Source organism: Streptomyces sp. NPDC002676, assembly GCF_053592455.1.
The window spans coordinates 207,835-219,859 of record NZ_JBSFVT010000003.1; the positions used below are offsets into that span (position 1 = coordinate 207,835).

Below are 12,025 nucleotides of genomic sequence, written 5' to 3' on the forward strand. Positions count from 1 at the left end.
AGGGGGCGGCTGAACTGCTCGCAGCCGCCCCCGGTGAGTGCGGAGACTCAGCCCAGCTTCGCGAAGCCGTAGTCCATCAGCTTCTTCGCGTCCGCCTCGCGGTTCGGGATGGAGGTGGAGGCGAGGACCGTGCCGATGACCGTCTTGCCGTTGCGGGTCGCGGCGAAGACCAGGCAGTAGCCGGCCTCGGGGCCGGAACCGGTCTTCACGCCGATCGTGCCGCTGTAGCTGCTGAGCAGACCGTTGGTGTTGGTCCACGGGGCCATCGTGCGGATGCTGCCCGTCGAGGTGACCGTCTTCGCCGTGTACGACTTCGTCTTGACGACCGAGGCGAACGTGGCGTTCTTCATCGCGCTGCTCGCGAGCTTCGTCAGGTCGCGCGGCGTCGAGTAGTTGGCGCCGTTGCCGATGCCGTCGAACGAGTCGAAGTGCGTGTTCGTCAGGCCGAGGCTCTTCGCGGTGGCGTTCATCTTGCCGATGAAGGACTTCACGCGCGCGTCCCGGGTCGTGCCGGTGCCGAACTTGTCGGCGAGCGCGTAGGCGGCGTCGCAGCCGGACGGCAGCATCAGGCCGTACAGCAGCTGGCGGACGGTGACCTTGTCGCCGACGATCAGGTGCGCCTGGGAGGCGTTGTGGGAGACGACGTAGTCGCTGTACGCCTTCTGGATCGTGACCTTGGCGTCGAGGTTGAGGTTCGACTGCGCGAGCACGACCTTGGCGGTCATGATCTTGGTGGTGGAGCCGGTGGAGCGCTGGGTGTCGGCCGCCTTGCCGTACAGCGTCGAGCCGTTCGCGTTGTTCATCACGTAGCCGCCCTTGGCGATGATCGAGGGCGTGGTGACGGCCTGCGCGGGCGCTGCGGTGAGTGCTCCGGCGGCGAGCAGTGCGCCGGACGTGACGGCGACGGCGGCGGCCTTGCGGATACGGCCGCCCTTGATACCGGTAATCAAAGTGATGTACCCCGAATGTCTGAATACCACTGAAATGCGGCCTGGTTGGGACCGGTGGAGGGACCGGAGCCGCAGGTGTGTGACAGGTAAGTAGCACAGAAGGTTGTCCGGCTGCCGGAGAGATCTTCGTCACGTCCGGATGATGGATGCCTCTGCCGCATGCGTACGTGTTGTATCTATCCTGTGGTCATGCCTACGGCCGTCCACCCATCCGAAAAGCAGTCCGCGAAGCTAGCCGAGATGCACGCCGAGATGCACGCCGAGAAGCAGACCGTGAAACAGCCGCCCGCCGCCGACCGCGTCTACGACCACGTCAAGAGCGGCGTCCTCGACCGCCGCTACGAGGGCGGGACGCTGCTGACCGAGGGCGAACTGGCCGAGGCCGTGGGGGTCTCCCGCACGCCCGTCCGGGAGGCGCTGCTGCGCCTGGAGGCCGAGGGGCTGATCCGGCTCTACCCGAAGAAGGGCGCCCTGGTGCTGCCCGTCTCCGCGCAGGAGATCGCCGATGTGGTGGAGACCCGGCTGCTGGTGGAGGAACACGCCGCCCGCAAGGCCGTACCCGCCCCGCCGGGGCTGCTGGAGCGGCTCGCGGAGCTGCTGGAGCAGCAGAAGGCGCAGGCCGCCGCCGGTGACCTGGCCGGTGCCGCGACGACCGACCGCTGCTTCCACGCCGAGATCGTGCGCAGCGGCGGCAACGAGATCCTGTCGCGCCTGTACGACCAGCTGCGCGACCGTCAGCTGCGGATGGGCGTCGCCGTCATGCACTCCCACCCCGACCGGATCGCCAAGACGCTCGCCGAGCACGAGGAGATCCTCCAGGCGCTGCGCGCCGGGGACGCGGAGGCGGCCGTCGGGGTCGTGCATCGGCATGTGAGCTGGTTCTCGCACCTCGCGCGGGGTGAGGTGCGATGAACAACCCGGTGCGCCACACCACCCTTCCGGGTGATCCGCCGGGCGGCCGACGTGCCGTCGCCATGTGGTCCATAGGCGTCGCCGTCTACTTCGTCGCCGTCATCTTCCGTACGTCCCTGGGCGTGGCCGGGCTCGACGCCGCCGACCGCTTCCATGTGAACGCCTCCGCGCTGTCGACGTTCTCCATCCTCCAGCTGCTCGTCTACGCCGGCATGCAGATACCCGTCGGCCTGCTGGTGGACCGGCTCGGCACGAAGCGGGTGCTGAGCATCGGGGCCGTGCTGTTCACGGCCGGGCAGCTGGGCTTCGCGTTCTCCCCGTCGTACGGCACGGCGCTCGCCTCCCGGGCGCTGCTCGGCTGCGGGGACGCGATGACCTTCATCAGCGTGCTGCGGCTGGGGACACGGTGGTTCCCGGCCCGGCGCGGGCCGCTGGTCGCTCAGCTCGCCGGCCTGGTCGGGATGGCGGGCAACCTGGTCTCCACCCTGGTCCTGGCCCGGCTGCTGCACGGGATCGGCTGGACCCCGGCGTTCGCGGGCAGCGCGCTGGCGGGGGTGGTCGTGCTGGTGCTGACGCTGCTGTTCCTGAAGGACCACCCCGAGGGGCACGAGCCGGAGCCGTCGCCGCATCAGGGGGCCGCGTACGTGCGCCGGCAGATCGCCGCGTCCTGGCAGGAGCCGGGGACCCGGCTCGGGCTGTGGGTGCACTTCACCACCCAGTTCCCGGCGATGGTCTTCCTGCTGCTGTGGGGGCTGCCGTTCCTGGTGCAGGCGCAGGGGCTCAGCCGGGCGACGGCGGGCGAACTGCTCACGCTCGTCGTCCTGAGCAACATGGTGATCGGGCTCGTCTACGGCCAGATCGTCGCCCGGCACCACGCGGCGCGGCTGCCGCTGGCGCTGGGCACGGTGGGGGCGACGGCGACGGTGTGGGCGGTCACGCTGGCCTGGCCGGGCGACCATGCGCCGATGTGGCTGCTGGTGGCCCTGTGCGCCGTGCTCGGCGCGTGCGGCCCGGCCTCCATGCTCGGCTTCGACTTCGCCCGCCCGGCCAACCCGCCCGAGCGGCAGGGCACCGCGTCCGGGATCACCAACATGGGTGGTTTCACCGCCTCGATGGCGACGCTGCTGGCGATCGGCGTGCTGCTGGACGCGACCGGCGAAAACTACACCGTGGCCTTTTCCGCCGTGTTCGTCCTGCAGGCGCTCGGGGTCAGCCAGATCCTGCGCTTGCGCGGGCGGGCGGCCCGGCGGGAGCGGGAGCGGCTGGTGGCGAGCCGGGTGGAGACGGTGCACGTGCCTGCGTGAACCCGTCTCTCTCCCACCCCCGCACCACCCATCGCCTCACACCCATCGTTTACGGCGTCACCGCCTGCCTTACGGCGTCACCGCGAAGTTCTTCAGGATCGCCGCCGCCAGGGCCTGGTCGCCCTCCGTCTTCACCCGGTCCGACGCCGCCTCCGGCGTCACCCGGCCGCAGGCCAGGCGGACGTAGGTCTCCCAGTCGAGGGTGAGGGTGGCGGCGGGGCCCAGGGCGGGGGCGGTCTCCAGGCTGCCGCGGCCCTGGATGTCCACGCGGATCGTGCGCAGGAACTCCACGGGCCCGTGCACGTCGAAGACGATCGCCGAGCTGCGCGGGGCGTCCGCGTCCTTGGCCACGACCTTGGGCAGGGCGGCCAGCAGGAAGTCACGGGCCACGTACGCGCCCGGCGAGTCCAGGTTGCCGGGGCGGCCGAGGGCCGTGCGCAGGTCCTGTTCGTGGACCCAGAGGTCGAACGCGCGGGTGCGCATGGCCTGTTCCAGGGTGACCTCGGAGCCCATCGCGCCCCGCACCATGGTGCCGGGCTCACGGGACTCGTTGCGCAGCTGGCGGTTGCGGCGGATGACCGTGTACTCCAGCTCGGCCGTCATCTCGGGCCCCGTGTGGTGGCGGCGGACGTCGACCTGCATCTCCATGTAGCGCTGGTGCTCGTTGGTGACGTGGAAGAGGTCGCGCGGCAGCGAGTGGATGGGGCGCGGGTCGCCGAGCATCTCGCAGTCCAGGCCGATCACATGCGACACGACGTCCCGCACCGACCAGCCGGGACAGGGGGTCCGCCGGTTCCAGTCGGATTCCGCGAGCGACTGCACCAGCTCGGATATCGCTTCGATGGAGTCGGTCCAGGCGTCGGCGTAGGGCTGGAGGGTGGGATGCAGACTCACGGAAACGGGACCCCTCGGCGGTCGGTACACGGGCAGTTGTGGGCGGCGTTGCCAGCGGGAGGCGGCGGCACTCGGCGGGTGTCTCAAACCGCTAAGTTACGCTGCCCCAGGGCACCCCGGCAGTGCTTTCGTGTGACGATCGTAGGCCCGTGTGGACGACTCGAATGCCAGGACGGTGGTAGTGTGCGCGCCTCGCTGATCCAGATGGCCGTGGACGAGGGCGAATCGGCAGCCGACAGGAGGCAGCGGGCAGCCGCGCTCGTGCGTGCGCAGGCCGGTGCCGATCTCGTGGTTCTGCCCGAGCTGTGGACCACCGGTGCCTTCGCCTACGAGGAGTTCGGCCGGGAGGCCGAGCCGCTCGAAGGCCCGACGTACGAGGCGATGGCCAAGGCGGCGAGCGACGCGGGCGTGTGGCTGCACGCCGGGTCCATCCCCGAACGAGACCCCGAGGGTCCCCTCTACAACACCTCTCTCATCTTCTCCCCCTCCGGAGATCTGGCCGCGGCCTACCGCAAGATCCACCGCTTCGGTTTCGACCAGGGTGAGGCCGTGCTCATGGGCGCCGGGCGGGACCTGGTGACGGTCCGGCTGCCCGGGACCACCCTGGGCGTGGCCACCTGCTACGACCTCCGTTTCCCCGAACTCTTCCGCTCCCTCGTGGATGCCGGCGCCGAGACCCTGGTGATCCCGGCGGGCTGGCCCGAGCGCCGGCGCGCGCACTGGACGCTGCTGGCTCAGGCGCGGGCGGTGGAGAACCAGGCGTTCGTGCTTGCGTGTGGAACGGCCGGGACGCACGCCGGAGTTCCGCAGGCGGGTCACTCGATCGTGGTCGATCCGTGGGGCGAGGTGCTGGCCGAGGCGGGGGCCGGCGAGGAGATCCTGACCGTCGACTTCGACCCCGGCAAGGTGGCCACGACCCGCGAACAGTTCCCGGCCCTGAAGGACCGCATGCTGGGCCTGGAGCCACCCCGCCGCCACGGCTAGCCCCCGCTCATTCCTCTTCCCGCTCTTCCCGCTCCTCCCGCTGCTTCTCGCGCTCCTTCTCCGCGAGGTGGATCACGCACACCGCCACCGCGATCAGCAGCGCGGGATCCGCGTCCTCGCGGACGACGTCGACGCCGTAGGTCTCCCGGAGGTGCAGCCACCTCCGGGAGATCACCGCGAGAAGTTCACCGTCGTACTCGATGGCGAACTCGCGGTCCAGGATCTTGCCGCTGACGTCCAGTTCGGTGCCGTCGACGAGGGACACCCGGTAGTGGTTGCGCAGCAGGGACAGGCGTTTGCGCCTGATGGTGGCGAGCCCCGCGCCGTCCCGCTCGATCACCATCGTGTCCCGCAGCGCGAACATCTTCTGGTGGATGTCGATCAGGACGCGCCCCTGGGTGTCCTTCAGCTCGAAGGTGTCCCGCAGCCGCATGGCCTTGCCGTCGACGAGGAACACCTTCCGGCCGTGCTCGTCCTCGATCCAGTAGTCGTCACCGATGCCGAGGAGCCGGTCGCGTACGAGGAATCTCATGCCACTACCCCTTCCCGAGGTGCCGGTCCGAAACGCCGTCGGTACGACGACGGGCTCAGGCCGGTCTCGTGGCGCAGCCGCGCCCGCAGGTTGGCCGCCGTGCCCAGGCCGCTGCGGGCCGCCGCGACGTCCAGCCGCTCCTCGCCCCGCTCGATCAGCCGGCAGGCGAGCGCCACCCGCTCCCGGGTGAGCCAGGCCAGCGGGGTGGTGCCCAGTTGGCTGCGGAACCGGCGGTGCAGCGTGGCGGGGGAGACGGCCGCGCGGGCCGCCAGCTCCGCCACCGTCAGCGGCTCCCCCAGCCGCTCCTGTGCCCAGGCGAGCAGCGGGCCGAGGGAGTCGTCGGGGATCTCGGGCAGCGGACGTTCCACGAACTGGCGCTGGCCGCCGTCCCGGTGGGCGGCGAAGACCAGCCGCCGGGAGACGTGGTTGGCGATCTCGGCGCCGTGGTCCCGGCGCACGAGGTACAGCCCCAGGTCGAGCGCGGAGGCGCTGCCGGAGGCGGTGAGGATGTCGCCGTCGTCCACGAAGAGGACGTCGGGCTCCAGGTGTACCCGGGGGAAGCGGGCCCGGAAGGCCTGCGCCCACATCCAGTGGCAGGCCGCCCGGCGTCCGTCCAGCAGTCCCGCCTCCGCGAGGGTGAACGCGCCCGAGCAGAAGCCGACCAGCCGGGCGCCACGCGCGTGTGCCCGGCGTACGACGTCCAGGACGCGCTCCGCGCGCGGGACCTCGGTGTCGGGCCGGTTCGGCACGATCAGCGTGTCCGCCTCCTCGGCGGCCTCCAGCCCGGCGACCCCGGTGAGCGTGAAGAAACCGTCCCGCATCCGGGTCCGCGGCCCTGCCGCGCACAGCCGGAAGTCGTACAGGTCCCGCCCCAGTTCGGGCCTGGGCAGCCCGAAGATCTCGATGGCGCAGCTCATCTCGAAGGGGTTGGAGTTGTCGTCGACCACGAGAACGACACGATGGCGCCGTTGAGAGGATCCTTGCGGCATGTGCGATTTCTAGAACTCGTGCGGCTGCCGGGCACCCCCGACGATGACAGGCATGAGCAGCGAACCGATCTCCCTGTCCACCGCCCTCTCCTCCTTCACCGAGCAGTGGAGCCCCCGCATCGTGACGGCCGTCAACGACTACGACGTGCGCATCGCGAAGGTCGAGGGCGAGCACCTGTGGCACGTCCACGACGACACCGACGAGTTCTTCCTGGTCCTGGACGGCGAACTGCACATCGCCCTGCGCGAGCCGGCCGGCGAACGGACGGTCGTGCTGCCCAAGGGCTCGGTCTTCACCGTCCCGCGCGGCACCGAGCACAAGCCGTACGCGCCCGTGCCCGCCCAGCTCCTCCTCTTCGAGCCCACCGGCACCCTCACGGTCGGCGACCGCCACGACGACGTACCCGACCACGTGGACGCCACCACGGGCCACGCGCTGACGTGACTGTCGCTGCCGGGGGCCCCGGCTACCCCTCCAGGAACGCCACCAGCGAGTTCGCCAGCAGGTACGGGTCCTGCGCGCCGCACAGTTCGCGGGCGCTGTGCATCGACAGGATGGCCGCACCGATGTCGACGGTCCTGATGCCGTGGCGGGCCGCGGTGATCGGGCCGATCGTGGTGCCGCAGGGCATGGAGTTGTTGGAGACGAAGGTCTGGAAGGGAACGTTCGCCTTCTCGCAGGCCGCGGCGAAGACGGCGCGGCCCGAACCGTCCGTGGCGTAGCGGTTGTTGACGTTGACCTTGAGGATCGGGCCGCCGTTGATGCGCGGGTGGTGCGTCGGGTCGTGCCGTTCCGCGTAGTTGGGGTGCACGGCGTGGCCCGTGTCGGAGGAGAGGCAGACCGTGCCGGCGAAGGCGCGGGCCCGGTCCTCGAAGGAGCCCCCGCGGGCGAACACCGAGCGTTCCAGGACGGAGCCCAGCAGCGGTCCGTCCGCGCCGGTGTCCGACTGGGAGCCGTTCTCCTCGTGGTCGAAGGCGGCCAGAACGGGGATCCGGGTGAGGGCGGCGCCGGAGGTCGCGACGGCGGCGAGGGCGGCGGCGCCCGCGTGCACCGACAGCAGGTTGTCCATGCGGGGGCCGGCCACCAGCTCGCGGTCCCGGCCGAGGTAGGCCGGCGGTTCCACCGGGTGCGTCATCAGGTCCCAGCCGGCCACCGAGCCCGCCGGCAGCCCGGCCTCCTGCTCCAGGAAGGCGATGAGGTCGCCGTCGGTCACGTCGTTGCCGAGGCCCCAGATCGGCTGCGAGTGGCGCTGTTTGTCGAGCTTGAGGCCCTCGGTGGCGACCGAACGGTCCAGGTGGATGGCGAGCTGGGGTACGCGCAGCAGCGGGCGGTCCACGTTCACCAGGTGGGCCGAGCCGTCGCGCAGGGTCAGCCGGCCGGCCAGGCCCAGGTCCCGGTCGAGCCAGGAGTTCAGCAGCGGGCCGCCGTAGATCTCCACCGCGACCTGGCGCCAGCCGTGTGCGCCGCTGTCGGGCTGCGGCTTGACCCGCAGGTTCGGGGAGTCCGTGTGGGCGCCGACGATGTGGAACGGCGTGTGCGCATCGGCGCCCTCGGGGACGTACCAGGCCACGATCGCGCCGCCGCGCAGCACGTACTTGCCGCCGCTCGTCCCGTCCCAGGCGTCCGTCTCCGCGAGCTGCCTGAAGCCTGCCTTCTCCAGCCGTTCGGCGACATTCGCCACGGCGTGGTACGGCGTCGGGCCGGCCGCCAGGAAGGACATCAGGTCGTCGGTGTGGCCGCGGTCGAAGCGGGCAGCGGGTGCGCTCATGGGGTTCACCTTAACGACGGGTGAGGGCCCGCTCCCCTTCGAAGGGGAGCGGGCCCTCACGGACGAGCGGGAGTTCCGGACTAGAACGCGGCCTCGTCCAGCTCCATCAGGTCCAGGTCGACCGTCTCCGAGACCTTGCGGGCCAGGGTGACGCCGGGCAGGACGTTGGCCGCGAAGAACTTCGCCGCGGCGATCTTGCCGGTGTAGAACGCCTTGTCCTTGGCGGAGGCGGTCTCCAGCTTCTCGGCGGCGACTGCGGCGCCCTTGAGGAGCAGGTAGCCGACGACCACGTCGCCGGAGGCGAGCAGCAGGCGGGTGGTGTTCAGGCCGACCTTGTAGATGTTCTTGACGTCCTGCTCGGTGGCCGCGAGGTCGGTCAGCATCAGGCCGACGATCGCCTCCAGCTCGACGGCCGCCTTGGCGAGGTACTCGCGGGCGCCGGCCAGCTCCTCGCCGCCGGTGCCGAGCGCCAGGAACTTCTTGATGTCCTCGGCGAGGGAGTTCAGCGCGGCGCCCTGGTTGCGGACGATCTTCCGGAAGAAGTAGTCCTGGCCCTGGATGGCCGTGGTGCCCTCGTAGAGGGTGTCGATCTTGGCGTCGCGGATGTACTGCTCGATCGGGTACTCCTGCAGGAAGCCGGAGCCGCCGAAGGTCTGCAGCGACTGGGCGAGCTGCTCGTAGCCCTTCTCGGAGCCGTAGCCCTTCACGATCGGCAGGAGCAGGTCGTTGAGCGCGTGCTCGGCCGAAGCGTCCTCGCCGGTCGCCTCCTTGACCGCGATCGCGTCCTGGATCGAGGCGGTGTAGAGGACGAGGGCGCGCATGCCCTCCGCGTACGCCTTCTGCGTCATCAGCGAGCGGCGCACGTCGGGGTGGTGGGTGATGGTGACCTTCGGCGCGGCCTTGTCCATGAACTGCGCGAGGTCCGGACCCTGGACGCGCTCCTTGGCGTACTCGAGGGCGTTGAGGTAGCCGGTGGACAGCGTGGAGATCGCCTTCGTGCCGACCATCATGCGGGCGAACTCGATGATGCGGAACATCTGGCGGATGCCCTCGTGCTTGTCACCGATCAGCCAGCCCTTGGCCGGGTGGCGGTCGCCGAAGGTCATCTCGCAGGTGTTGGAGGCCTTCAGGCCCATCTTGTGCTCGACGTTGGTGGCGTAGACGCCGTTGCGCTCGCCCAGCTCACCGGTCTCGAAGTCGAACAGGTACTTCGGGACGAGGAAGAGGGACAGGCCCTTGGTGCCGGGGCCGGCGCCCTCGGGACGCGCCAGCACGTAGTGGAGGATGTTCTCCTCCATGTCGTGCTCACCGGAGGTGATGAAGCGCTTCACGCCCTCGATGTGCCAGGAGCCGTCCTCCTGCTGGATCGCCTTGGTGCGGCCGGCGCCGACGTCGGAGCCCGCGTCGGGCTCGGTGAGCACCATGGTCGAACCCCAGGTCCGTTCCACGGCGATCTGCGCGATCTTCTTCTGGACGTCGTTGCCCTCGTCGTAGAGGATGCCGGCGAACGCCGGGCCGGAGGAGTACATCCACACGGCCGGGTTCGAGCCGAGGATCAGCTCCGCGTAGGCCCAGATCAGGGACGGGGGAGCCGTCGTGCCGCCGATCCCCTCGGGCACGCCCAGGCGCCAGTACTCGGAGTCCATGAAGGCCTTGTAGCTCTTCTTGAAGGACGCCGGGACGGGCGCGGTGTTCGTCTCGGGGTCGAAGACCGGCGGGTTGCGGTCGGCGTCGGCGAAGGACTCGGCCAGCTCGTTCTCGGCGAGGCGGGTCAGCTCCTCGAGAACGCTCTTGGCGGTGTCGGTGTCCATCTCCTCGAACGGGCCGGTGCCGTACAGCTTGTCGCGGCCGAGTACTTCGAAGAGGTTGAACTCGATGTCGCGAAGGTTGGACTTGTAGTGCCCCATGGTCACGGCTCCGTAGAGGGATCGGCGAGGCACTGACTCCTCGCGCCTAAGTTCACGTACCAACAAGTAGCTCCGATGATGCTACCCGTCGGTAATAAGACGCAACCCCGAACCGGTATCTGTGACGCGGCTCAAGCGTCGGACCCGTGCGCGAGGTTACGGCGCCGTAGGCCGTTCGGGCGGTGGGGTGGCTCGGTACGCTTGCGCCCATGTACGGATACGGCATGGACGGGGGCGCCGCGCAGCAGCAGTACGCCCCGCCGCAGCAGCAGATGCCGGGCGGTGTCGGCGGGTACGGCCAGCAGCCGCCGCTGTACCCCGAGCCGTCCCCGCCCTCGCTCGCGGACGCGGTGCGGGCCTTCACCACCGGGCAGATGTCCCCCGAGGACTTCCAGCAGATCTTCGCGACGTCCAAGGTGTACTGCCCGCGCGGTGACACCCCCGGTTTCCTCGCCCTGCACAACACCCAGCAGCCGGTGATCCCGATGTTCACCTCGCTGAAGGAGCTGCGCCGGTACGCGGGCAAGGAGTCCAAGTACTTCGTGATCACCGGCGCCGAGGTGATCGACCTGCTGCCGACCGGCTACGGCTTCGTCCTGGACATGGAGGGCGAGCACCGGATGGTCTTCGACGCGAAGGCGGTCGAGCAGATGGTCGACTTCGCGATGCGGCGGATGTACGGCGGCGGCTGAGCCCGGCAGGCAGTCACGGCGATCGAGGCCCGGAGGGAATTACCTCCGGGCCTTTGCTGTTCCCAGTGGCAGAAAGTTCAATGCTCAACTAAACTAGGTGCACAAGGAGGTACCGACCATGCCTGCAGTGACCGTCGAGAACCCGCTGACGCTTCCCCGTGTGACCGCGCCGGCCGACGCCGTGGCACGCCCCGTGCTGACCGTGGCGACCGCTCCGACCGGCTTCGAGGGCGAGGGCTTCCCGGTGCGCCGGGCGTTCGCCGGGATCCACTACCGCCACCTCGACCCGTTCATCATGATGGACCAGATGGGCGAGGTGGAGTACGCGCCCGGTGAGCCCAAGGGCACCCCCTGGCACCCGCACCGGGGCTTCGAGACCGTGACCTACATCATCGACGGCATCTTCGACCACCAGGACTCCAACGGCGGTGGCGGCACCATCACCAACGGCGACACCCAGTGGATGACGGCCGGCTCCGGCCTGCTGCACATCGAGGCGCCGCCGGAGCATCTCGTCGTGTCCGGCGGTCTCTTCCACGGCCTCCAGCTGTGGGTGAACCTGCCCGCCAAGGACAAGATGATGGCCCCGCGCTACCAGGACATCCGCGGCGGCAACGTCCAGCTGCTCACCTCGCCCGACGGCGGCGCGCTGCTGCGCGTCATCGCCGGTGAGCTGGACGGCCACCAGGGTCCCGGCATCACGCACACGCCGATCACCATGATCCACGCGACGCTCGCCCCGGGCGCGGAGATCACCCTGCCCTGGCGGGAGGACTTCAACGGCCTCGCCTACGTCCTCGCGGGCCGCGGCTCGGTCGGCGCCGAGCGGCGCCCGGTCCACATGGGCCAGACGGCCGTCTTCGGCGCCGGTTCCTCGCTGACCGTCCGTGCGGACGAGAAGCAGGACTCGCACACGCCGGACCTGGAGGTCGTCCTCCTCGGCGGGCAGCCCATCCGCGAGCCGATGGCGCACTACGGCCCGTTCGTCATGAACACCAAGGAAGAGCTGATGCAGGCCTTCGAGGACTTCCAGAAGGGCCGGCTGGGGACCATCCCGGCCGTGCACGGGATGTCCGAGGGCGGGATCTGACC

At 70.1% G+C, this 12,025-nt stretch carries 12 protein-coding genes; 6 read left to right on the top strand and 6 right to left on the bottom strand.

All coding sequences use genetic code 11. From position 1 onward, the window contains the following. Positions 1–47: 47 nt before the first annotated feature. Positions 48–950, bottom strand: a complete 903-nt coding sequence (locus tag ACWD3E_RS11295) for a D-alanyl-D-alanine carboxypeptidase family protein (protein WP_451387293.1) — start codon at positions 948–950, stop codon at positions 48–50. A gap of 240 nt (positions 951–1,190) precedes the next feature. On the opposite strand from ACWD3E_RS11295, the gene ACWD3E_RS11300 reads away from it, so the two are divergent. After that, positions 1,191–1,862, top strand: a complete 672-nt coding sequence (locus ACWD3E_RS11300) for a GntR family transcriptional regulator (RefSeq protein WP_451387653.1) — start codon at positions 1,191–1,193, stop codon at positions 1,860–1,862. Continuing rightward, a complete protein-coding gene (locus ACWD3E_RS11305) occupies positions 1,859–3,166 on the top strand; it encodes an MFS transporter (RefSeq protein WP_451387294.1) in 1,308 nt (435 codons plus the stop codon). The genes ACWD3E_RS11300 and ACWD3E_RS11305 overlap by 4 nt, the downstream gene beginning before the upstream one ends. A gap of 69 nt (positions 3,167–3,235) precedes the next feature. Here the strand turns inward: ACWD3E_RS11305 and ACWD3E_RS11310 are convergent, their stop codons facing one another. Next, complete coding sequence (locus ACWD3E_RS11310) at positions 3,236–4,060, bottom strand: maleylpyruvate isomerase family mycothiol-dependent enzyme (protein ID WP_451387295.1); 825 nt, start codon at positions 4,058–4,060, stop codon at positions 3,236–3,238. 183 nt (positions 4,061–4,243) lie between these two features. Between ACWD3E_RS11310 and ACWD3E_RS11315 the strand changes: the two genes are divergently transcribed. Then, positions 4,244–5,044, top strand: coding sequence for a carbon-nitrogen family hydrolase (locus ACWD3E_RS11315; RefSeq protein ID WP_451387296.1), 801 nt, complete (start codon positions 4,244–4,246; stop codon positions 5,042–5,044). A 7-nt stretch (positions 5,045–5,051) separates the two neighbouring features. Here the strand turns inward: ACWD3E_RS11315 and ACWD3E_RS11320 are convergent, their stop codons facing one another. Together ACWD3E_RS11320 and ACWD3E_RS11325 are read right to left on the bottom strand one after the other, a co-directional pair. Next, on the bottom strand, positions 5,052–5,576 hold the full coding sequence (locus ACWD3E_RS11320; protein WP_451387297.1) for an LURP-one-related/scramblase family protein: 525 nt from the start codon (positions 5,574–5,576) through the stop codon (positions 5,052–5,054). After that, positions 5,573–6,565, bottom strand: coding sequence for a GlxA family transcriptional regulator (locus ACWD3E_RS11325; protein ID WP_451387298.1), 993 nt, complete (start codon positions 6,563–6,565; stop codon positions 5,573–5,575). The genes ACWD3E_RS11320 and ACWD3E_RS11325 overlap by 4 nt, the downstream gene beginning before the upstream one ends. Before the next feature lie 52 nt (positions 6,566–6,617). On the opposite strand from ACWD3E_RS11325, the gene ACWD3E_RS11330 reads away from it, so the two are divergent. Continuing rightward, on the top strand, positions 6,618–7,010 hold the full coding sequence (locus tag ACWD3E_RS11330) for a cupin domain-containing protein (protein ID WP_451387299.1): 393 nt from the start codon (positions 6,618–6,620) through the stop codon (positions 7,008–7,010). Positions 7,011–7,032: 22 nt separating this feature from the next. Here ACWD3E_RS11330 and ACWD3E_RS11335 read toward each other — a convergent pair whose 3' ends face one another. Together ACWD3E_RS11335 and ACWD3E_RS11340 are read right to left on the bottom strand one after the other, a co-directional pair. After that, complete coding sequence (locus tag ACWD3E_RS11335) at positions 7,033–8,334, bottom strand: M18 family aminopeptidase (RefSeq protein ID WP_451387300.1); 1,302 nt, start codon at positions 8,332–8,334, stop codon at positions 7,033–7,035. A gap of 80 nt (positions 8,335–8,414) precedes the next feature. Further along, a complete protein-coding gene (locus ACWD3E_RS11340) occupies positions 8,415–10,241 on the bottom strand; it encodes an acyl-CoA dehydrogenase (protein WP_451387301.1) in 1,827 nt (608 codons plus the stop codon). A gap of 209 nt (positions 10,242–10,450) precedes the next feature. On the opposite strand from ACWD3E_RS11340, the gene ACWD3E_RS11345 reads away from it, so the two are divergent. Next, the gene (locus tag ACWD3E_RS11345) at positions 10,451–10,933 is read left to right on the top strand and encodes an SseB family protein (RefSeq protein WP_451350000.1); all 483 of its coding nucleotides are present in this window, start codon (positions 10,451–10,453) and stop codon (positions 10,931–10,933) included. Between the two features lie 118 nt (positions 10,934–11,051). Continuing rightward, on the top strand, positions 11,052–12,023 hold the full coding sequence (locus ACWD3E_RS11350) for a pirin family protein (protein ID WP_451387302.1): 972 nt from the start codon (positions 11,052–11,054) through the stop codon (positions 12,021–12,023). Positions 12,024–12,025 lie beyond the last annotated feature (2 nt).